The organism is Betaproteobacteria bacterium (assembly GCA_016709965.1).
Taxonomy (GTDB): Bacteria; Pseudomonadota; Gammaproteobacteria; order Burkholderiales; family Rhodocyclaceae; genus Azonexus; species Azonexus amarohabitans.
The window spans coordinates 1,155,777-1,175,537 of the sequence record JADJLT010000006.1 but is presented as its reverse complement, the minus strand read 5'-3'; the positions used below and the strand labels follow the sequence as shown (position 1 = coordinate 1,175,537).

Here is a 19,761-nt window from a genome sequence, read left to right as displayed (position 1 = left end):
ACCCCCGAAAACAATAAATTAAGCCGTGCTACTACGCGCCACGACTTCTTCCTGAAGTCGTTTGATCAGGGCCTCAATGGACATCTGTCCGAGATCCTGACCACCGCGAGTCCGCACGGCAACCAGTCCGTCCGCTTTTTCTTTATCGCCCACAACGAGCTGATAAGGCAGCCGGTTCAAGCTATGTTCGCGAATTTTATAGGTAATTTTCTCGTTACGCAAATCCGACTCGGCCCGGAAGCCCGCGTTATGCAGCTTTTTCGCCAAATCCGCAGCATAATCCGCCTGCTTTTCCGAGATATTCAACACCATCACCTGCACCGGCGCCAGCCACAGCGGAAGTGCGCCGGCAAAATTCTCGATCAGGATGCCAATGAAGCGCTCCAACGACCCCAGAATGGCTCTGTGCAGCATCACCGGCACCTTGCGCGTATCGTCCGCACCGACATATTCCGCCCCCAGACGGCCCGGCATCGAGAAGTCTACCTGCATCGTGCCGCACTGCCAAGAGCGACCGATGGCATCCTTGATGTGGAATTCGATCTTCGGACCATAGAAAGCCCCCTCCCCCGGCAGTTCGGTCCATTCCAGCCCGGATGCACGCAAACCCTGGCGTAGCGCATCCTCCGCCTTGTCCCAAACATCGTCGGAACCAACGCGGCTATCCGGACGCAGCGCCAATTTGACCGCGACATCGTTAAAACCGAAATCGGCATAAACTTTTTTAACCAGCGCATTAAAAGCAGTCACTTCGGATTCGATCTGATCTTCCGTACAGAAGATGTGACCGTCATCCTGCACAAAACCGCGCACACGCATCAGGCCATGCAAGGCCCCGGTTGGCTCGTTGCGATGGCAGGAACCGAACTCACCATAGCGCAATGGCAATTCGCGATAGGAACGCAGATCCGAATTGAAAACCTGGACATGGCCCGGACAATTCATCGGCTTGACCGCATAGTCGCGATTTTCCGACGAGGTCGTGAACATGTTGTCTTTGTAATGCTCCCAGTGACCGGACTTTTCCCACAAGGTCTTGTCGAGAATCTGCGGACAGCGAACTTCCTGATAGCCATTGTTGCGATATACGGCGCGCATGTATTGTTCGATTTCCTGCCAAATCGCCCAACCCTTGGGGGTGCCAGAAAACCAGACCCGGCGCTTCGTCCTGCATATGGAACAGGTCATATTGCTTGCCGAGACGGCGATGATCGCGTTTTTCAGCCTCTTCCAGCATGTGCAAGTAGGCGTCGAGGTCTTCCTTCTTGGCCCAAGCGGTGCCATAGATACGCTGTAATTGCTCGTTGCGATGATCACCACGCCAATAGGCGCCAGCCACCTTCATCAACTTGAAAATCCTCAGCTTGGCCGTGGTCGGCACGTGCGGGCCGCGGCATAGGTCAATGAAATCGCCTTCGCGATACAGCGATACCTGCTGGTCAGCTGGAATAGCACCAATCAGTTCAGCCTTGTACTTTTCGCCGAGATCGAGGAAAAATTTAACCGCATCGTCGCGCGCCCAGACTTCGCGGGTAACGGGGATGTCCTTCTTGGCCAGCTCGGCCATACGCTTTTCGATGACGACCAGATCTTCCGGGGTAAACGGACGCTTGTAGGCAAAATCGTAGTAAAACCCGTTTTCGATAACCGGGCCGATGGTTACCTGAGCATCAGGGAACAGCTCCTTAACCGCGTAAGCCAGCAAGTGAGCCGTCGAATGACGAATAACCTCCAGCCCCTCGGCATCCTTGTCCGTGATGATGGCCAAGTCGGCGTTTCGTTCAATCAAATGAGAGGTATCAACCACAACGCCATCGACTTTGCCAGCCAACGCTGCGCGAGCCAAGCCAGCGCCGATGCTTGACGCCACTTCGGCGATTGTTACCGGCTGTTCAAAAGAGCGGATGGAACCATCAGGCAGTTTGATATCAGGCATGGTAAATCTCTAGGCGAAAAAAAAGTGCGGGGCGAGCCGCACTTTTTGGTCAAACGAAGGCTGACTCGATTAGTGTTTCTGAACGGTACTGCAAGTTCGGAAAATCATCAATTCAACTCCGTCAGGAATTTTGGTAGGCGGTATTGGAATCGAACCAACGACCTCCACGATGTCAACGTGGCGCTCTAACCAGCTGAGCTAACCGCCTAAAGAAGCGCGCATTTTACAGACGTAGAAGCCGATGTCAACAGCCCTTCGCGATTTTTTGAGTTGCCCATTAAACTTGCCGCTTAATGAATGGAGAGGCGAATGAACGAAGGCTGGATAATTTTTGGAATTTGCCTGATTGTGGTATTGGGAGGCGCCTTGCCGCTGATCCGGCCACCCCGCAACGATACCCCGCCGCCACCGCCCAAGGAAACTTTGCGCGACTGGCGTAGCGAAAAGTAAGGACGCCCAGTGGAATCACGCATTACCGATCTCGAAATCAAGATCAGCTACACCGAAGACTTGTTGGACGAGCTGAATCGCATCGTCTTTCGCCAGCAGCAACAAATCGATCTGCTCGCCAAGGAAATTCGCAGTCTGCGCGAACAGTCGCAAAATGCCCAAGCGCACCAACCGGGCAACCTGCGCGACGAACTTCCGCCGCACTACTGAACATGCAGCAAACACCCGTTACGGTTATCTACCACGCAGACTGTCTGGATGGCTTTGGCGCTGCCTACGCGGCGTGGGCTCACTTTGGTGACGCTGCGGTTTATCGAGCAATGCATCACGGTGAACCATGGGCACTCGCCGACATTGCCGGCCATCAGGTATTCATTCTGGACTTCTCGTTTCCGCCAGAATTTCTCGAAACCATGGCCAGAAGTGCCAATTCGGTCACCCAGATTGATCATCACGCATCCGCCCTCAATGCCTGGGGCGACAAGCTACGCCCCAGCGATAACGGCCTGCGCCAATATCAGCACCCAACGCTGCCACTTTACGTCGTTTTCAATCTTGATAAATCAGGAGCACGACTGGCTTGGGAGAACTTCCATCCAGAAACACCGACGCCCCTGGCAATTCGGCACATCGAAGACCAAGACATCTGGCGCTTTGCTTTACCCGGCACGCGTGCCTTCTGTCGCGCCCTGCGCCTGCTGCCATTTGACTTTGCCACTTGGTACCAACTGGTTTTAGAGACACCCAACGCGTCGGCAGCTCGCTACCTAGAAGCCATCATTCAAGGCTCGGCCATTGATCAGTTTCACCAAAGAGAGATTGAACGCATGTCCCAAAGCGTACTGCGTATGCCGGCTTTGGTTCGTGGCGAACCCGTCGACGCCCTGCAGGCGCAGCGCCATGGACAAACCATCATTACCGACGGCGATCTGAGCTGGCTGGCCACACCAGGGATCGCCATCAACGCAAACGCGCTGTTTGCCTCGGATTTAGGAAACTCCCTGGCTGAGCAAAGTGGTAGTTACGGTTTGATCTGGCAATTGTCAGGTGTCGGCGAAATCAAGGCCTCGCTGCGCTCAAAAGGCAAAACGCTCGACGTTGCCACCATTGCCTCACGTTATGGTGGCGGCGGTCACACGAATGCGTCCGGATTCCGAATGCCGGCACAGCAATTCTTCAGTGAAGTTCTGAATTTATCCCCCAAGGCCTGATTACCAGCCATTTGGCTAGGGTCTGGCCGGCACTGCCTGCCAGCCTTCGGGACATGCCTGCGTATATGGGTAGTACATGGCGCTCGAACCGCAGTAGTACCAACTCCCGGAAGCATTGGCAGACGGGGCTACCGGTGCAGGCTGCTGTTCGATATAGACTGGCTGTGGTGAATAAACCGGCCCGACGTAATAGGGATCGACATATACCGGCCTGCTCCGCTCCGACATGATAGCCAAACCAGTGAGCGCGCCAAATACAGCCAGCCCGGCCCAGCCGGAACCACCACCGCCGTGATGGCCATAGCCTCTATGGCCGTAACCTCGTTGAGCTTGAGCGGGAAGCGCAACAACGGATAGCGCGAGAATAAGTGGAACGAAAAGTCTGCGCATCATCGCCTCCTAAATTTCCAGAAATCAACTGAATCCTTAAACCAGTATAGGCACATACAGGCAAACACAATCCCTTTGATTTACCGATCAGCTCACTCCAGGCATTTATGGCAAGCAAGGTGGCTAGAACTGATACTTCAAGCGGCGTAATCTGCCGCCTCCGGCAAATCTAGCCTCTGATGTTGATAATTGTCCCGAGAATTTCGTCACCGGCTTTTATGACATTGGCTGCAAGCTTGGCATCGATTGCCCCTTGATGCAGCCCAACGATGTTGGTGGCCATCTCGCTGTCATCAGCGGCAATTCGGCTGCTTGCAATGCCTGTTCGGTTGATGGCAGCCTGCATGCTTTGCAAGCCAGTGGAAAGAACAGAACTGATGGACATGGATACCTCCTCTGGATAATACAAGGCATTTACGCATGTACCATGCCCAAACTCCCCCAGGCAAGCTCCAAAAAATGACGGTCATTTGGAATTTCATCGACCAGAAAATCAAAAAGCCCTGAATAATCAGAGCTTTGTGCTATATTTGGTGCCAAGAAGGGACTCGAACCCCCACACCTTTCGGCGCCAGAACCTAAATCTAAAATCTCGCCGATTATTTGAATTTTTAATCATTCATAATCAAAACCTTAGAAAATTGCGCGAGGATTTTCCCGCACTTCTCCCCACACTTTTTTAACAACCCTGTCATATCTTCCGGCAAAAATCAGGAGAGTTACATGGAAAAAAACGAACCAACGATTCGGCGATCAACAATGTCGATGATACCGAGATGACAACAGTAAATGTGGTTACTCATTGAAATCAGGCGTCAGTTGTTGCTTGTGGTTGACGGCTGACAACGGGCAGTCCCCACATACGTTACGTCGGCCCCCTTCTTGATTTATGCTGCTGATCGATTACCGTACGACTACGGTTCATGGAGTGACATACGTGGAACAGGTCGACAACAAATACCAGCCAAGCGACTGGCGCAGCCTTGAAATGCATCGTCTGATCGCCAAAAAGCTGGAAGCGAATCCATCTCTGGTAGAACGTGCCCGCTCAAACATTTCCCGCTGGAAAAGCCTGCGCGGGGAAACACCCGCCTACTCTGAGTGGGAAGACATCCTCTCTTCAGGGAACGAAAGTATTCTGCGCGCCCTGACTGGCGAAGACCAGGAAAGCGCCAGATTACGGTCTTCTACGCCTTTTACCGGCATTCTTTCTGAAACGGAACGCAAGGAGATCTACGCTCGCTGGAACCGAAGGTAACCATAGCAAGCTTGTTAAGGCTTGCCAACCGAGCGCCTGTTCAGTTGGACCATCGCTGTGACATGCAGATAATGCCAACCCACAGAAAAACCGGAGCGCATTGCCCGGCAATCTTCACCTGAACCGATGATGACCACTACAAAAAAGATCAGCAGATTTATATCAGATTGATATACTCATGGGCATGCACATCATTTCGCTGAAAATGCTGCGGGAGTTCTGGGAGAAGCACCCAGAGGCCGAGCAAGTGTTGAAGGACTGGCATTCAGTTCTGGAGAAGTCCACTGCAAAGGACTTCAACGAACTGAAGAACACATTCAACTCGGCCGACTATGTCCCTCCCTACACGGTGTTTGATGTGGGTGGTAACAACTATCGAGTTATTGTTGTCGTGCAGTACAAGTTCAAGAAGATCTATGTCCGCGAAGTGATGACACATCGGGAATACGACGACTGGAACAAGCTATATAGAAAAGGAAAGGTGTAATCATGCATGCTGCACAAAGCCGTTTTGACATCCGCGCAATCCAGACCTCCTGGGCCAAGCTCGATGCAATGGCTCACATTCGTCCGATCCATGACGAAGCAGGCTATGACCGCATGGTTGCACTCATGAATGACTTGCTCGATGTGGTTGGCGACAATGAAGAACACAAGCTGGCTGGTCTTCTGGAGCTTGTCGGCGATCTGGTTTCCAACTACGAGCGCGAACACTTCACCATCGAAGCTTCCGTGCCGAAAGACGCCCTGCGCTTCCTGATCGAAGCCAAAGGCCTGAAACAGGAAGACCTTTCAAATATCGTCGCACAAGGCAACCTGTCGAATATCCTTGCCGGTCATCGCAAGATATCTGCAACACTGGCCGGAAAGCTTGGCGAGTTCTTTGGTGTCAGCCCCGCGCTGTTCATTCCCAAGGCTTAACCGTTCGCGCCGCCCCCACCAAACCCGCTTCGGCGGGTTTTGTTTTTTCAGAGCAGAAAGTCTATCTGTCGAGCAACATCACAACACGGACGGTTCCATTACTAGGCAAGGGCAAAGGACGACACCCCGAAAAATCGAACCGTCCCACCAGCCCGAGTCCCAGAAGGTTAAAATCAAAGCTTTCACTCCCCAACCAAGGGACATTCCGGTAGCATCGGTGGACCATAAGGCACGCCAGCGAACGTGCCGAACAACCAAAAAGAACACATGGCAGACCGCAAACCAATATCCGTTATCGACCTGTTTGCTGGCCCAGGAGGTCTAGGGGAGGGATTTTCCTCTCTGACAAATGCCGACGGCGCTCCTGTATTTAACCTTCGCGTGTCAATCGAAAAGGATTTTCACGCCCATCAAACCCTTTCCTTGCGGGCCTTGTTTCGGCATTTTGCCAAAGGCAAAGCACCGGACTGTTATTACGACTACGTCAAAAAAGGAATATCACGCGACACCTTGTTTGCTCATCCTAAAGCAAAAGATGAGCTGCTCGCGCTGGAGGCGGTGTAAGGCAGCACTCAATGGCCTTCGAAGGACGTGTTCCTGGATCAACAGAACCTCTGGCTCATCGACGAGCGACTGTGTTTCCACACACTGCTGACTTCCGACAAGAAACTCAACAAGGTGCCGGGACTTGAGGGGACGTCAGGCAAGGAGCCTGACATCATGACTTTTTTCTACGGCACGCCTATCGGGGTCGCAGAACCAGATAACCTTCCCGGCGGTGGCGTAGTCATCATCGAGTTCAAACGGCCGGGCCGGGATGACTATGACAGGGATCCTGCAGACCAGATCATCCACAGATTCAGGGAGATCGACCAAGGGAACATCAAGGACATTGACGGCCGGCCGGTGAATCCCGACCGACTAAGGTATATGGGATATCTGATCGCTGACTTAACCCCGAGCCTGCGCGACCAAGTCGAGATGCGGTACCACAAGACCTCCGATAACGAGGGTTACTTCTGTACCCTGCCGAAGGGCAATGGCTACGTCGAGATCGTCTCCTACGACAAGCTGGTCAGGGATGCAAAAAGGCGAAACCGAATCCTGTTCGACAAGCTCGGCATCCACAAGAACTGACACCGTCCGTCGACTGACTTGATAGCTCGCCCTATTTCTGGCCATTTTTGGGACGACCTCGTTTGGCTTTGGTTGATACCTCAGGATTAAAATCCAGTTCGGCACCTGTACAGGTTGGCGATTCAGAACCAAAGGCTAGGACTTTCCCATCCAGCCACTCGGCAAGCAAAAGCTTGGGGATTTTGATCAGTTGCCCAATCCGCAAAACGGGTATCGGGAAGGTGCCTGCTGCTATCTGGCCGTAAATGCTTTTACGACTGAATCCTAATGATGTAGCTACATCTTCAGGAGAGAGAACCATCACTCCGGGGAACTGACGCTCCAAGAGCGTCATAGGCCGTAATGACCTTTTCTTTTTCTATTGATGATTCTTGCAGCTTTCTCATTCGATGTAATCTTGTTTGCAATCTTTTCGGAGAGAAGACCGGCACAAGTTACCACCAAAAGAGACATACCAGACAGATATTCCGTGGTGCCCAGGAAGGGACTCGAACCCCCACACCTTGCGGCGGCAGGACCTAAACCTGCTGCGTCTACCAATTTCGCCACCTGGGCATGCATGAAATCGTACTTCAGAAAGAAACCGAATTCACGACACACATTATCTTGATGAGGATTGCACCAACTTGGCACATTCTCATCTATTTCCACCTATTCTCATCTATTTCCGATGATTACAGTCCGACGATACTATGGAATCGTCAGCCCGAAAAGCAAAGGCTTGCCAGACCAATGCAATACATTTTAAAATCAATAACTTAAAAACCAGCATTGGTGCCGGTGAAGATAAAATCCGCGAACGCGCAAGATTTACTAGGACCTAAATCTGGTGCGTCTACCAATTTCGCCACTTGGGCAAGCGGGGCGCATTTTAGCACTGACTAGGCGCCAATCTCCAGAGCAGACTATTAATGTCGGTCGATCATTACGAAAATTTCCCTGTCGCTTCGTTGCTCGTGCCACCAAAATTGCGCCGGCCGATCAAGGTGATCTACCGTTTTGCGCGCAGCGCCGACGATATTGCCGACGAGGGCGAGGCAACTCCGGACGAGCGCCTCAATGGATTGAACGCCTATCGCGCCGAACTGGATCGCATCGACGCCGGCGACATTCCACAAACGGCGCTATTCGTCGAACTCGCCGAGGTGATCGCTGCCCATACCTTGCCCATCCAGCTCTTCCGCGACTTGCTCGACGCTTTCTCGCAAGATGTTGTGAAAACGCGATACGCCGATTACCCGGAATTGCTCGACTATTGTCGCCGCTCGGCCAATCCGGTCGGGCGTCTGGTACTGCACCTGTTTGGCCGAACCGAACCGGAGCATCTGGAACAATCCGACTGCATCTGCACTGCCCTGCAGCTGATCAATTTTTGGCAGGATGTTGCGGTCGACTGGAAAAAAGAGCGGATTTACGTACCTTTGTGCGACCTCCCGCGCTTTCACGTCAGCGAGGTAGATATCGCGCAAAGCCACTGGTCGGCCAACTGGGCGGCACTGATGGATTTCGAGATTGACCGCACCAGCGCCCTGATAAAGCGTGGCGCACCGCTCGTCCATGCCCTGCCCGGCCGGCTTGGCTGGGAAATTCGATTGACCATGCAGGGCGGCCTGCGCATTCTCGACCGTATCCGGCAAGTGCGTGGTGACGTTTTCACGCGACGTCCGAAGCTGGGCAAATGGGATTGGCTCGTACTTGCTGGCCGTTCCATTAGAATGTAGCCCCATGAATCCTGACAATTACTGCCAGGAGAAGTGCGCTGCCAGCGGCTCCTCCTTCTACTACAGCTTTCTGTTCCTTCCTGCTGAGCGCCGCCGCGCCATCATGGCGCTCTATGCCTTCTGCCGCGAAGTCGATGATGTCGTCGATGAATGCAACGATGCGGCCATCGCCTCCACCAAACTCACCTGGTGGCGACAGGAAATCGAGCGCGTGGCTACCGGCCAGCCGCAGCACCCGGTCGGACTGGCATTGGCCGGACTGGACAAGCGCATCAACCTGCCGAAGGAACAGTTGCTGGAAATCGTTGACGGCATGGAGATGGACCTCATGCAATCGCGCTACCTCGACTTCAAGGGCCTTTCGCTCTACTGCTACCGTGTCGCCAGCGTCGTCGGCCTGCTCGCCGCCGAAATCTTCGGTTACACCGACCGCCAGACGCAGAAATACGCCCACGACCTGGGCATGGCCTTCCAACTCACCAACATCATCCGCGACATCGGCGAAGATGCCCGGCGCGGCCGCATCTACATTCCGATGGATGAACTCAAGCAGTTCAATGTCCCGGCCGCCGACATCCTGAACGCCAAGTATTCAGACAACTTCACGGCCCTGATGCAGTTCCAGTACGAGCGCGCCGAAAAATATTATGACCAGGCGTTTGCCCAGTTGCCTGCCGTCGACCGTAAGAGCCAGCGCCCCGGCCTGATCATGGCGGCGATCTATCGCACCCTGCTTGACGAGATCAAACGCGACAACTTTCAAGTGCTTCACCAGCGCATTTCTTTGCCGCCGACGCGCAAGCTATGGCTGGCTGCCAAGACCTGGATGAAGGGCTGAAGCCTTGAAAATTGCCGTCATCGGTGGCGGCTGGGCCGGCATCGCTGCGGCCGTGGAATTGACTGCCGCCGGTATTGAAACCACCCTCTTCGAAGCCGGCCGCGTGCTCGGTGGCCGAGCCCGCGCTGTCCGCATTGATAGCCAGACGCTCGACAACGGCCAGCACATCCTGCTTGGCGCCTATCGCGAGACGCTGGCGCTGATGCGCCGGGTCGGTGGCGATCCTGACCAGCTATTCAACCGCCGCCCACTGCAGGTCATCGACAACACCGGCTTCCGCCTGGCACTTCCGAAACTGCCGGCCCCGCTCAATGTAGCCTGGGGTTTACTAACTGCTTCTGCAGTCGACTGGAAAGAAAAGGCAAAAACAGCCTGGTGGATGGAAGGCATCAAGCGCCAGGGTTTCCAGCTGGTGCAAGACATGACCGTCACCCAATGGCTGGACTCTGCGGGGCAGACTGGCGCCCTGCGCCGCCACCTGTGGGAACCGCTCTGCCTCGCTGCACTGAACACGCCAGCCGAGCGCGCCTCGGCGCAACTTTTTGCCAGCGTCCTGCGCGACAGCCTCGGCAGTTCACGCCGCGAAGATACCGACCTGCTACTGCCCCGCGTTGATCTCGGCCAATTACTGCCGGATCCCGCCAGGAAATGGCTGTCCGCCCATGGCGCAAAAATCTGTCTGAGCACACGCGTCAATCATATCTCAAGCACTGAAAATGCCATCAAAATCGACGGCGAAGCCTACGTAGCCGCGATCATCGCCACCGCACCCCAGCATATCGGCGCCCTTTGGCCTGCTGCAGCCACCAATTACGCCTACGAACCGATTGCTACGGTCTACCTGAAATTTGGGCCAAAAACGAAAACTTCTTTCCCCCTGACCAGCCGGCTTGGACGGTATGGCCAATGGATAGTTGATCGCGGCGATGGCCTGCTCGCCTGCGTCCTGAGCGGCCATGGCGATTGGGAAGCACTGGATGACGCGGCCTTGGCAATCGCCCTTGAAACCGAACTGGCAATGCCGGAAACGTCGAGCTGGCACAAAGTCATCCGTGAAAAACGCGCCACCTTCTCGGCCACCCCTGGACTGCAGCGCCCTGATTTCAAGACCGAAGACCCGCGCATCTTCCTGGCCGGCGACTACACCTGGGCCGACTACCCGGCCACGCTGGAAGGCGCCGTGCGGAGTGGTCAGCGGGCAGCACGATCAGCTGCCAAATCACTCGCCAAATGACAGAGCAATCCGGAATCGCGATTAGCCGATCCGGAGCAGGCCACTTAAAATAGGTGCCATACATAGAACCAGTCAGAAAACCATCATGCATCGTGGCGCCAATGGGTTACTCCGGATGCTCGTTGTTTTCGCCGGCACACTGGCCGGCACAGACTATTGAATATTGAACATGAATAAACACATTGTCGCCCTGAACCGCCTCTTTCATCTCGGTCACGATCAGGACAAGCCCGAGATGATCGACGAAACCATCCGCAGTGGCGTATCCGTTGGCGGCACCAATCTGTGGGTGCTGTTTTTTGCCATCCTGATCGCGTCGATCGGACTCAACGTCAACTCAACGGCCGTCATCATCGGCGCCATGTTGATCTCCCCGCTGATGGGCCCGATTGTCGGCGTCGGCTACGGGGCTGGCGTCAAGGACTTGCGCCTGATCCGACAGTCATTGCGCAATCTCGGCGTTTTTGTCGCGATCAGCTTGTTGACGGCAACACTTTACTTTCTGCTGACCCCGCTCACCCATGCCCAATCGGAACTATTGTCGCGCACCAGTCCAACCCTGTGGGATGTCCTGATTGCATTCTTCGGCGGGGCAGTCGGCATGATCGGGGCAACCCGGCGCTACAACTCCAATGTCGTTCCCGGCGTCGCCATCGCCACGGCGCTGATGCCACCACTGTGCACCGCCGGCTACGGTATTGCCAGCGGCAACCTGCAATATTTTGGCGGTGCGTTTTACCTGTTCACCATCAACAGCGTCTTCATCGCCTTTGCCAGCCTGCTCGTGGTCAAGCTCTTACGCCTCCCTGAGCATGGCGAAATCGACGCGACGACACGCCAGCGTACCCGCCTTGCCATTGGCGTTATCGTCATTGCCACCGCGGTACCCAGCGGCTTCCTCGCCTACGACCTGGTCGTACAAAAAGTCTTCGAAGAAAAGGCCATGCGCATCGTTCAGGGCATCGACAAGGATAAACGCTATGTGCTGCTTGGCCGGGAAATCTCCGTCGACAAACGCCGCGTCATGCTGACGCTAGGCGGCGACGGACAACTGGATGAGGTACGGCAACTGGTTGAAAGGCAGTTTGCCACCGAGGGCTACGATGGCGTAGAAGTCACGGTGCGCCATGTTGGTGCGGAGAAATTCGACGTCACCCAACTGAAGCAGGAACTGCAGCAACAAGTGCTCAGCAATACGCTCCAGCAGCTGCAGGAAAGCGTGGCCACCAACGGACGCCTCGAAGCAGAAATCAAGTCGCTGAAGTCGGGGCAGGAAGAGTTTGAGCGGCTGATCAAGGAAATTCGCGCACAGTACCCGGAAGCCCTGAGGATTTCAGCGGGTAGTGGCAGCAAGGCGCAGCGCAATGACACCCAGGCCCAGACCACCATCATCATCACGATGGTCATCGATCAACCGATCATGGCGTCTGAACGAGCCCGCTTGCAGTCCTGGCTGAAGGCACGCTATCCGGGGCAGGCCATTTCACTGGTGATCAGTGAAGAAATTGCTTCATCCAAACGCACGACCAAACGCTCGCGTCGCTGAAGAGTCGTGGGTGCAACGAACAAATCTGACGCCTAACCAACATCACGAAAAACGCCGGATGGCCGTGACATCGAGGATGCGGGTCTCCGAAGCCGGCGACTCGACGGCCGCCACCAATGCGGCGATCATCTGATCGATGGTCACCAGCCCGAGCCGCCTCGCTCCCTCGCGGGTTGCCGAAAACTGTTCGGCCAGCCAATAAACTGGCAACAGCACCATTGGCCACCTATGACCTGGCCCCAGCACGTACCAGGGGCGCAGAATAGTCGCCGGGATGCCGCTGGCGACAAGGCTCGCCTCACCCTCGGCCCGAGCCGCCAGATAAGCCTGCATGACCGGCGCCGGTTGCGCGACGCTCAGATAAACAAAATGACTCAGCCCAGCATGGCGAGAGGCGAGCACCGCAGCTTGCAGCGAGGCTAGATCAACATGCCGGAAGGCAGCAGCTTTGGCCGGACCAGGATGCGCAACGCCCACCAGATGAACCAGGGTGTCGGCGCCATCCATCTGATCCTGAAAACTTTGAGGATCGAGCGCATCTCCTATCACTACGCGACATGCCGGTGGCAGGACGGATGCTCGACCGTTACGAACCAGCGCGCTAACCTGATGGCCGCGCGCCAGCAGCGCCCTCACCAGGCGACGGCCAAGATAGCCGCTGGCGCCCGTAACAAAGACGTTCTTCCTCGTCACCGTGATGATGCAGGCCAGTCAATCAAGCCAGCCGCCCGGACTGAATGCGCAGAATGCGCCCGCAACGGGCAGCAATCGCTTCGTCGTGGGTGACCAGCAGCAGCGTCGTTCCCTGTTTGGCGTTCAGATCGAACATCAGGTCGATGACCTGCTGGCCGGTCGCAGCGTCGAGATTGCCGGTCGGCTCATCGGCCAGGACCAGTTGCGGATTAGGTGCAAAGGCGCGGGCCAGTGCCACGCGCTGCTGCTCACCGCCGGACAAATGCTTCGGATAATGCTTCAGGCGATGACTGAGGCCGACACGTTCCAGCCATTCGCCGGCTGCTGCGGTCGACCGGGAAAAGCCGGCCAATTCCAAAGGCAGCATGACATTCTCCAGCGCTGTCAGCGAGGGCAGTAGCTGAAAAGACTGGAACACAAAACCGAGCAGACGGCCTCGCAATTTGGCGCGCTGGTCTTCATCGAGCGAATTCAGCGAAATATCATCGAGCCGGACGTCGCCGGCGGTCGGCGAATCCAGCCCGGCCAGCAGGCCAAGCAGCGTCGACTTGCCGGAACCCGAGGCGCCGACAATGGCAACCGTTTCACCCGGCATGACCGAAAAAGAAATATCCTGCAGAATCGTCAGCGGCTCGCCGCCGTTATCGACTGTCTTGCCCAGCTCCAACACCTCAATTACCGGTTTCCCTGCCATGCGCTTTGCTCTCTTCCTGTTCGCCCTGCTCTTCACCGCCATGCCAGCCTTGGCCGCCAAAACCATCCTGGTCATGGGCGACTCGCTTTCCGCCGGCTACGGCATCCGCCCGGAACAGGCCTGGCCATCGCTGCTGGGCACCCGACTGACTGAAAAGCATCTTGATTATAGCGTCGCCAACCTGTCGATCTCCGGCGAAACCTCAGCCGGCGGGCGCTCGCGCCTTAAGGCTGCCCTCAAGGCCTACCAACCGGCCATCATCGTCATCGCACTCGGCGCCAACGACGGCCTGCGCGGACTGCCGCTGGGCCAGATGCGCGACAACCTGAACGCCATGATCGACGCCTCACGCGCCGCTGGCGCCAGAGTCGTGCTAGCCGGCATGCACCTGCCGCCCAATTACGGACCATATGCGACGGATTTTGCACAAAGTTTCAAGGCCATCGCCCAAACCAGGAAGGCCCCACTGATCGAATTCCTGCTCGAACCTGTCGCCGCCCGCACTGACCTTTTCCAGACGGACAACCTTCACCCCTTGGCTGAAGCTCAGCCACTGATCCTGGATCACGTCTGGCCGACACTGCTCCCGCTGTTAAAATAGTCGAATGAAGCATAACCGCCCCACCGTGGCCGATCTCTCGGCCTACGACGAAATCATCGATGTCCGCACACCGGCCGAATTTGCCGAAGACCACATCCCCGGTGCCATCAACTGCCCGGTACTCGATAACGAGCAGCGCATTCAGGTTGGCACCTTGTACAAGCAGGTCTCACCCTTTGAGGCCAAAAAAATCGGGGCGGCGCTGGTATCCGAAAACATTGCCAAACACCTGAAAGAACGCTTTCTCGACCGTCCCAAAAGCTGGAAACCACTGATCTATTGTTGGCGAGGCGGTGATCGCAGCGGTTCGATGACTACGGTTTTCAAAGCCATCGGCTGGCATGCCGGGCAACTGGATGGCGGCTACAAGGCCTGGCGGAGCCACGTTATCGCCAGCCTGGAGGCGCTGCCAATACAATATCGCTTCGTCGTCATCGGTGGCGCCACGGGCAGCGCCAAGACGCGCATTCTGCAAGCGATTGGCGAACTCGGTGAACAGGTGCTCGATCTTGAAAATCTGGCCAATCACAAAGGTTCGGTGCTTGGCGTACTGCCCGATTCGCCGCAGCCTTCGCAAAAAGGCTTTGAAACCGCTTTGCTGAAGGCAATAGCCGCTCTTGATCCAGCCCGTCCGGTATTCGTCGAAGCAGAGAGCCGCAAAATTGGCAACCTGCACGTGCCCGAAGCAATGATCGAACGCATCCGCGGCGGTGAGTACCTGGCGATCAATGCGACGCTCGATGCTCGCGTCAGCTTCCTGCTCAAGGATTACGATTATTTCCTGACCCTGCCCGATTTTCTGGGCAATCGCCTCGAGGCCCTGCGCACGCTGCAAAGCCGGGAGACCCTGGATCGCTGGCAGCAGCTGATCCACGATAGCGACTGGCCAACACTGGTACGCGAACTGCTCGAACAACACTACGACCCGCTTTATCAACGTTCGCAGGACCGCAACTACACGGGTACGCAGGATCCGGGCAATTTTTCGACCGACGATCTGTCAGACAGCGGCATCAAACAACTGGCTGCCACCATTGTTCAGTCGCGAATGGCACAAATGGCCTGACGCATGGCCGGTTTCGGGCTGGCCGTGTAGCCTTCCTCGAAGGCCAATTCACGTAATCCGGCCTCCTGCACAACTTGGCGCAACTCACCCGGCCGCAGCAAAAATTCCGGGTTCGTCGGCTTGCCATACGCCTCATTACCGAGCATGAAGGTCTCGTAAATCAGGACGCCGCCGGGTGCCAGCATGGCCAGCACATCGAGCAGGCGCGGTCGCCACAGGTAGTTGGTAACCACGATGCCGACAAAGCGTTCACCGACCAGCGGCCACGCCTCGTCTTCCAGATCGAGTTGCCGCGCTGTGATGCCCGGCACAGCCAATAATTTCAAAATTGCCTCAAAATTCCGGTCGACCGCAGCAACCTCAAAACCCAGGCCGGCTAGCAGTCGGGCATGGCGTCCGCTACCGCAAGCGAGATCAAGCACACGCCCGCCACGCGTGATACGCCCGCAATGACGTTCAACCCATGGCGATGGCGGTATGATCTGCGGCAATTCATTCAATGAGGTAGTCATGACTGATGTCGTCGTCGTTGCAGAAAATGGAAAAGGAAGATACCAGCAGGCAGTCACCGTCGGCCAGCATCAATTGCTCGCCGACGAACCGGTCGACGTTGGTGGTGCGGATGCCGGCCCCGCCCCGTTCGATTTTGTGATGGCCGGACTGGGTGCCTGTACATCAATGACGCTGCGCATGTACGCCGAACGTCGGGAATTCCCGCTGACCCATCTCAGTGTCTCGCTCAGTTACGACAAGGTCACCGTCGACGGGGTTGCGCGCGACCACATCCAGCGCACCATCACGCTTGAAGGCGAACTGTCCGACGAACAGCGTCAGCGACTGCTGGAAATCGCCAATAAATGTCCGGTACATCGCGCCCTGTCACAATCACTGCTGATCGACAGTGCCATCGCAACATAGCCAAAAAGCCCTACAACATCAATGGCAATAGCCGATGGTTGTGCCAGAATTCCGCATTGCACAATAACATCCTGACAAGGAGTTCGCCATGTTGGAACAGCACTATCTGACCACCCTTTTTGAACCGAAATCGGTCGCTGTCATCGGCGCTTCGGATCGCGAAAACTCCGTCGGCCAAGTCATCTTCAAGAACATCCTCAGCTCGGGCTACAAGGGGCGTCTCTACGCGATCAACCCCAAGCACGAGACCGTTCAGGAACAGCTGTCCTACAAGTCAATTGAAGAAATTGGTGCCCGCGTCGAGATGGCGGTCATCGCCACCCGTCCGCAAACCGTGCCACAACTGATCGAACAGTGTGGTCGCAGCGGCGTTCGCAATGTTATCGTCATCGCATCAGGCTTCTCAGAAGCCGGCCATATCGGCGCCGCGCTGGAGCGCAAGGTCATGGAGATCGCCCGTTCCTACAACGTGCGCGTCCTCGGCCCGAACTGCCTGGGCATCATCCGCCCCGAACTCGGCCTCAACGCCACCTTCACCAAGATCACCGCTGCCCCCGGCAACCTGGCGCTCGTCTCGCAATCCGGTGCCATGTGCTCTTCGGTTCTCGACTGGGCCAAAGCCAACCAGGTCGGTTTCTCGTCGGTGATCTCCCTCGGCATGACGGCCGACGTCGATTTCGGCGAAATTCTCGATTACCTGATCTACGACAGCCGGACGCATTACATCCTGATGTACGTCGAAGGCATCCGCAACGCTCGCCGCTTCATGAGCGCCCTGCGCTCCGCCGCCCGCATCAAGCCGATCATCCTGCTCAAGGCCGGTCGTCACGAGGCTGGCGCTGCGGCAACGGCCATGCACTCCGGCATGGCCGCGGTTTCCGACACGGTTTTTGATGCCGCCGTGCGCCGTGCCGGCGTCGTTCGCGTCCAGAACGTCGGCCAGCTTTTCTACGCAGCCAAGGCACTGGCCTCCAAATTCCGACCACTTGGCAACCGCCTCGCGATCATTACCAACGGCGGCGGGCCGGGCGCCATGGCCGCCGACCGGGCCGGAGACATGGGGATTCCTCTCGCCGAGTTGTCCAACGAAACAATGGCTGTGCTCAACAAGTCGATGCCGACCAACTGGTCACACAGCAATCCCATCGACATCGGCGGGGATGCAACACCGGAGCGCTACCGTGATGCCATCATGGCGGTCACCCACGACCCCAACGTCGACAGCACGCTGGTCATGCTCTCCCCTCAGGCCATGACCGACCCACTGGCCGTCGCCCAGGCCATCATTGAAGTGGCCGACAAGCTCAATCGCTCGCTAATCTGCTGCTGGATGGGCGAAGAACAGGTTCGTGAGGCGCGGAAGCTGCTCGAAAATTCAGGCATCCCGGCTTTCCGCATGCCGGAAACCGCGATTGAACTGTTCCACCATATTTCCAAGTATTACCGCAACCAGAAGCTCTTGCTGCAGACGCCGGAACCAACGCGCCAGTACGGCCGCCCGGAAGCGGAAGGCGCCAAGATGTTGATCGAGGCCCTGCTTGCCGAGCGCCGCAAGGTCTTGTCTGAAATGGAATCGAAGGCGATCCTGCGTGCCTTCCGCGTGCCTGTGGCGCAAACGATGGTTGCCCGCTCGGCGACAGAAGCACTGCTGCTGGCCGAGCAGATCGGCTTCCCGATTGCCATGAAGGTCGACTCGCCCGATCTGCACCATAAATCCGATGCCGGTGGCGTCCGCCTCAACATCGGCAACGCCCCCGCAGTGCGCAACGCCTATCACGACATCATCGACACGGTGCAAAAGCGCCGGCCCGATGCCAAGATCAACGGCGTTTCGATCGAACCCTTCCTGTCGCGCCCGAATGGCCGCGAGCTGATGATTGGTGTCTTCCGCGACCCGATCTTCGGTCCGGTCATCACCTTCGGCGCCGGTGGCTTCGATGTCGAAATCTTCAGCGACCGTTCTGTCGCCTTGCCGCCTCTCAACAAGTTCCTGGCCAAGGATTTGATCGACTCGACCCGTGCCTCGAAGATTCTCGGCCAGTTCCACAACATGCCGCCCGTCGACATCGATGCGCTGAAGGAAGTACTGCTGTGCATCTCCGAAATGGTCTGCGAACTACCATGGATTCAGGAGTTGGACCTCAATCCGCTGATTGTCGATGAAAATGGCGCCATCGCCGCCGATGCACGTATCGTTATCGACCACGCCTCCAGCTCGTCCGGCGACCGTTATGCGCACATGTCGATCTACCCGTACCCGGTTCATCTCGTCCAGGAATGGCAGACGAACGATGGCAAGGTCGTGACCATTCGCCCGATTCGTCCCGAAGATGCGGACATGGAGCAGGAATTCGTCAAGAACATGTCCGACGAATCCCGCTACTACCGTTTCATGGACACCCTGCGCGAACTGACGCAAACCATGCTGGTCCGCTTCACACAGATCGACTACGACCGCGAAATGGCGCTGGTGGCCACGGTGGTCGACGAAGGTGATGATGCCAAGGAGGGTCGCGACAAGCAGATCGGTGTTGCCCGCTACGTGGTCAATCCGGATGGCGAATCGGTCGAATTCGCACTGGCCGTCGGCGACGACTGGCAGAAGTGTGGTGTCGGCCGCAAGCTGATGACGGCGTTGATCGAGTGTGCCCGCCAGAAGGGCTACCGCGCTGTGGTCGGTGACGTATTGTCGACCAACGCCAAGATGTTCCGCCTGATGACCAGCCTCGGCTTTACGATCCACCCACATCCGGACGACACCGCGGTCAAGCGCGTCGTCCGCCCGCTGACGGGTTAGGTTCGATTTGGCAACGCGCCGGCGGGTCCGGCGCGCAGGCAAACAAAAAGCCGGTCAGTGACCGGCTTTTTTAACGACACAATTTCCAGGCGAATTACTCGTCGAAAAAGTTTACGTCGTAAGGATAGGACTTCATGGGAATCTTGGAGGCAGCGTTGCGCGTCGACGTATCGACGTCCTGCTTCTTGTCCCACCACAGGGCGCGACCGACCTTCTGGTCCTCGACCCACTCGGGATTCTTTGCCAGTTGCTCGTTCATCCAAGTCTGGTGGTCGGACACGTAGCTGGTATTGACTTCACCCATTTCGCTGCTTTCCTCAAAAAATTCAAGACAATTCGGAGATTCTAGC

Annotated in this window: 22 protein-coding genes, 2 tRNA genes and 2 pseudogenes; 16 read left to right on the top strand and 10 right to left on the bottom strand. The window is 56.5% G+C overall.

Going from position 1 to position 19,761, the window contains the following annotated elements; all coding sequences use genetic code 11:
* Positions 1-18: 18 nt before the first annotated feature.
* Positions 19-1,936, bottom strand: a pseudogene (thrS, locus tag IPJ12_20065) (threonine--tRNA ligase).
* Positions 1,937-2,067: 131 nt separating this feature from the next.
* Positions 2,068-2,144 (bottom strand) — tRNA-Val (locus tag IPJ12_20060).
* A 101-nt stretch (positions 2,145-2,245) separates the two neighbouring features.
* Here IPJ12_20060 and IPJ12_20055 point away from each other — a divergent pair.
* The 3 genes from IPJ12_20055 to IPJ12_20045 are packed head-to-tail and all read left to right on the top strand — an operon-like array spanning position 2,246 to position 3,597.
* On the top strand, positions 2,246-2,386 hold the full coding sequence (locus tag IPJ12_20055; protein ID MBK7649390.1) for a hypothetical protein: 141 nt from the start codon (positions 2,246-2,248) through the stop codon (positions 2,384-2,386).
* 9 nt (positions 2,387-2,395) lie between these two features.
* Positions 2,396-2,596 carry a SlyX family protein gene (locus IPJ12_20050; protein ID MBK7649389.1) on the top strand — a complete coding sequence of 67 codons (201 nt, stop codon included), beginning with the start codon at positions 2,396-2,398 and terminating at the stop codon, positions 2,594-2,596.
* Between the two features lie 2 nt (positions 2,597-2,598).
* Positions 2,599-3,597: a phosphoesterase gene (locus IPJ12_20045; protein MBK7649388.1), complete on the top strand. Its 999-nt coding sequence runs from the start codon at positions 2,599-2,601 to the stop codon at positions 3,595-3,597.
* A 15-nt stretch (positions 3,598-3,612) separates the two neighbouring features.
* Here IPJ12_20045 and IPJ12_20040 read toward each other — a convergent pair whose 3' ends face one another.
* Together IPJ12_20040 and IPJ12_20035 are read right to left on the bottom strand one after the other, a co-directional pair.
* Positions 3,613-3,990, bottom strand: a complete 378-nt coding sequence (locus tag IPJ12_20040) for a hypothetical protein (protein MBK7649387.1) — start codon at positions 3,988-3,990, stop codon at positions 3,613-3,615.
* A gap of 166 nt (positions 3,991-4,156) precedes the next feature.
* Entirely contained in the window at positions 4,157-4,372 is a 216-nt protein-coding gene (locus IPJ12_20035) for a hypothetical protein (protein MBK7649386.1), read from the bottom strand.
* Between the two features lie 552 nt (positions 4,373-4,924).
* Here IPJ12_20035 and IPJ12_20030 point away from each other — a divergent pair.
* The 5 genes and pseudogenes from IPJ12_20030 to IPJ12_20010 all read left to right on the top strand — a co-directional run bounded on the left by IPJ12_20030 (position 4,925) and on the right by IPJ12_20010 (position 7,303).
* Positions 4,925-5,245 (top strand): hypothetical protein, encoded by a 321-nt coding sequence (locus IPJ12_20030; protein ID MBK7649385.1) that lies wholly within the window; start codon positions 4,925-4,927, stop codon positions 5,243-5,245.
* Between the two features lie 184 nt (positions 5,246-5,429).
* Positions 5,430-5,732, top strand: coding sequence for a type II toxin-antitoxin system HigB family toxin (locus tag IPJ12_20025; GenBank protein MBK7649384.1), 303 nt, complete (start codon positions 5,430-5,432; stop codon positions 5,730-5,732).
* 2 nt (positions 5,733-5,734) lie between these two features.
* Complete coding sequence (locus IPJ12_20020) at positions 5,735-6,166, top strand: transcriptional regulator (GenBank protein MBK7649383.1); 432 nt, start codon at positions 5,735-5,737, stop codon at positions 6,164-6,166.
* A gap of 267 nt (positions 6,167-6,433) precedes the next feature.
* Positions 6,434-6,730 (top strand): hypothetical protein, encoded by a 297-nt coding sequence (locus tag IPJ12_20015; protein ID MBK7649382.1) that lies wholly within the window; start codon positions 6,434-6,436, stop codon positions 6,728-6,730.
* Between the two features lie 18 nt (positions 6,731-6,748).
* A pseudogene (locus tag IPJ12_20010) lies at positions 6,749-7,303 on the top strand (ATP-binding protein).
* A 31-nt stretch (positions 7,304-7,334) separates the two neighbouring features.
* Here the strand turns inward: IPJ12_20010 and IPJ12_20005 are convergent.
* Positions 7,335-7,637, bottom strand: coding sequence for a helix-turn-helix domain-containing protein (locus IPJ12_20005; protein ID MBK7649381.1), 303 nt, complete (start codon positions 7,635-7,637; stop codon positions 7,335-7,337).
* Positions 7,638-7,773: 136 nt separating this feature from the next.
* Positions 7,774-7,858: transfer RNA gene (locus IPJ12_20000), tRNA-Leu, on the bottom strand.
* Between the two features lie 356 nt (positions 7,859-8,214).
* Between IPJ12_20000 and hpnC the strand changes: the two genes are divergently transcribed.
* The 4 genes from hpnC (at position 8,215) to IPJ12_19980 (ending at position 12,642) form a co-directional block, all read left to right on the top strand.
* The gene (gene hpnC, locus IPJ12_19995; protein ID MBK7649380.1) at positions 8,215-9,024 is read left to right on the top strand and encodes a squalene synthase HpnC; all 810 of its coding nucleotides are present in this window, start codon (positions 8,215-8,217) and stop codon (positions 9,022-9,024) included.
* 4 nt (positions 9,025-9,028) lie between these two features.
* Positions 9,029-9,862, top strand: coding sequence for a presqualene diphosphate synthase HpnD (gene hpnD, locus IPJ12_19990; protein MBK7649379.1), 834 nt, complete (start codon positions 9,029-9,031; stop codon positions 9,860-9,862).
* Between the two features lie 4 nt (positions 9,863-9,866).
* Positions 9,867-11,096: an FAD-dependent oxidoreductase gene (locus IPJ12_19985; protein ID MBK7649378.1), complete on the top strand. Its 1,230-nt coding sequence runs from the start codon at positions 9,867-9,869 to the stop codon at positions 11,094-11,096.
* A 169-nt stretch (positions 11,097-11,265) separates the two neighbouring features.
* Positions 11,266-12,642: a DUF389 domain-containing protein gene (locus IPJ12_19980; protein ID MBK7649377.1), complete on the top strand. Its 1,377-nt coding sequence runs from the start codon at positions 11,266-11,268 to the stop codon at positions 12,640-12,642.
* Between the two features lie 42 nt (positions 12,643-12,684).
* Here the strand turns inward: IPJ12_19980 and IPJ12_19975 are convergent, their stop codons facing one another.
* Both IPJ12_19975 and IPJ12_19970 read right to left on the bottom strand, forming a co-directional pair.
* Positions 12,685-13,335 carry an NAD(P)H-binding protein gene (locus tag IPJ12_19975; protein ID MBK7649376.1) on the bottom strand — a complete coding sequence of 217 codons (651 nt, stop codon included), beginning with the start codon at positions 13,333-13,335 and terminating at the stop codon, positions 12,685-12,687.
* Between the two features lie 22 nt (positions 13,336-13,357).
* The gene (locus IPJ12_19970; GenBank protein ID MBK7649375.1) at positions 13,358-14,071 is read right to left on the bottom strand and encodes an ABC transporter ATP-binding protein; all 714 of its coding nucleotides are present in this window, start codon (positions 14,069-14,071) and stop codon (positions 13,358-13,360) included.
* Between IPJ12_19970 and IPJ12_19965 the strand changes: the two genes are divergently transcribed.
* Both IPJ12_19965 and mnmH read left to right on the top strand, forming a co-directional pair.
* Positions 14,028-14,630: an arylesterase gene (locus IPJ12_19965; protein MBK7649374.1), complete on the top strand. Its 603-nt coding sequence runs from the start codon at positions 14,028-14,030 to the stop codon at positions 14,628-14,630. The genes IPJ12_19970 and IPJ12_19965 overlap by 44 nt on opposite strands.
* A 4-nt stretch (positions 14,631-14,634) precedes the next feature.
* A complete protein-coding gene (gene mnmH / locus IPJ12_19960) occupies positions 14,635-15,696 on the top strand; it encodes a tRNA 2-selenouridine(34) synthase MnmH (protein ID MBK7649373.1) in 1,062 nt (353 codons plus the stop codon).
* Here the strand turns inward: mnmH and IPJ12_19955 are convergent.
* On the bottom strand, positions 15,669-16,208 hold the full coding sequence (locus IPJ12_19955) for a methyltransferase domain-containing protein (protein ID MBK7649372.1): 540 nt from the start codon (positions 16,206-16,208) through the stop codon (positions 15,669-15,671). The genes mnmH and IPJ12_19955 overlap by 28 nt on opposite strands.
* On the opposite strand from IPJ12_19955, the gene IPJ12_19950 reads away from it, so the two are divergent.
* Positions 16,207-16,614, top strand: coding sequence for an OsmC family protein (locus tag IPJ12_19950; GenBank protein ID MBK7649371.1), 408 nt, complete (start codon positions 16,207-16,209; stop codon positions 16,612-16,614). The two genes, IPJ12_19955 and IPJ12_19950, sit on opposite strands and share 2 nt — an antisense overlap.
* An 88-nt stretch (positions 16,615-16,702) precedes the next feature.
* Positions 16,703-19,411 (top strand): bifunctional acetate--CoA ligase family protein/GNAT family N-acetyltransferase, encoded by a 2,709-nt coding sequence (locus IPJ12_19945; protein MBK7649370.1) that lies wholly within the window; start codon positions 16,703-16,705, stop codon positions 19,409-19,411.
* 94 nt (positions 19,412-19,505) lie between these two features.
* Here IPJ12_19945 and IPJ12_19940 read toward each other — a convergent pair whose 3' ends face one another.
* On the bottom strand, positions 19,506-19,715 hold the full coding sequence (locus IPJ12_19940; GenBank protein ID MBK7649369.1) for a DUF3460 family protein: 210 nt from the start codon (positions 19,713-19,715) through the stop codon (positions 19,506-19,508).
* Positions 19,716-19,761 lie beyond the last annotated feature (46 nt).

Bases quoted from the DNA above. Each gene is read 5' to 3' on its own strand.
- IPJ12_19965 (MBK7649374.1), top strand. From the start codon at position 14,028: ATGCGCTTTGCTCTCTTCCTGTTCGCCCTGCTCTTCACCGCCATGCCA.
- IPJ12_20040 (MBK7649387.1), bottom strand. From the start codon at position 3,990: ATGATGCGCAGACTTTTCGTTCCACTTATTCTCGCGCTATCCGTTGTT.
- IPJ12_20035 (MBK7649386.1), bottom strand. From the start codon at position 4,372: ATGTCCATCAGTTCTGTTCTTTCCACTGGCTTGCAAAGCATGCAGGCT.
- IPJ12_20045 (MBK7649388.1), top strand. From the start codon at position 2,599: ATGCAGCAAACACCCGTTACGGTTATCTACCACGCAGACTGTCTGGAT.
- hpnD (MBK7649379.1), top strand. From the start codon at position 9,029: ATGAATCCTGACAATTACTGCCAGGAGAAGTGCGCTGCCAGCGGCTCC.
- mnmH (MBK7649373.1), top strand. From the start codon at position 14,635: ATGAAGCATAACCGCCCCACCGTGGCCGATCTCTCGGCCTACGACGAA.
- IPJ12_19945 (MBK7649370.1), top strand. From the start codon at position 16,703: ATGTTGGAACAGCACTATCTGACCACCCTTTTTGAACCGAAATCGGTC.
- IPJ12_19980 (MBK7649377.1), top strand. From the start codon at position 11,266: ATGAATAAACACATTGTCGCCCTGAACCGCCTCTTTCATCTCGGTCAC.
- IPJ12_19955 (MBK7649372.1), bottom strand. From the start codon at position 16,208: ATGACTACCTCATTGAATGAATTGCCGCAGATCATACCGCCATCGCCA.
- IPJ12_19940 (MBK7649369.1), bottom strand. From the start codon at position 19,715: ATGGGTGAAGTCAATACCAGCTACGTGTCCGACCACCAGACTTGGATG.
- IPJ12_20005 (MBK7649381.1), bottom strand. From the start codon at position 7,637: ATGACGCTCTTGGAGCGTCAGTTCCCCGGAGTGATGGTTCTCTCTCCT.
- IPJ12_19950 (MBK7649371.1), top strand. From the start codon at position 16,207: ATGACTGATGTCGTCGTCGTTGCAGAAAATGGAAAAGGAAGATACCAG.
- IPJ12_19970 (MBK7649375.1), bottom strand. From the start codon at position 14,071: ATGGCGGTGAAGAGCAGGGCGAACAGGAAGAGAGCAAAGCGCATGGCA.
- IPJ12_20055 (MBK7649390.1), top strand. From the start codon at position 2,246: ATGAACGAAGGCTGGATAATTTTTGGAATTTGCCTGATTGTGGTATTG.
- IPJ12_20015 (MBK7649382.1), top strand. From the start codon at position 6,434: ATGGCAGACCGCAAACCAATATCCGTTATCGACCTGTTTGCTGGCCCA.
- hpnC (MBK7649380.1), top strand. From the start codon at position 8,215: ATGTCGGTCGATCATTACGAAAATTTCCCTGTCGCTTCGTTGCTCGTG.
- IPJ12_20025 (MBK7649384.1), top strand. From the start codon at position 5,430: ATGCACATCATTTCGCTGAAAATGCTGCGGGAGTTCTGGGAGAAGCAC.
- IPJ12_20020 (MBK7649383.1), top strand. From the start codon at position 5,735: ATGCATGCTGCACAAAGCCGTTTTGACATCCGCGCAATCCAGACCTCC.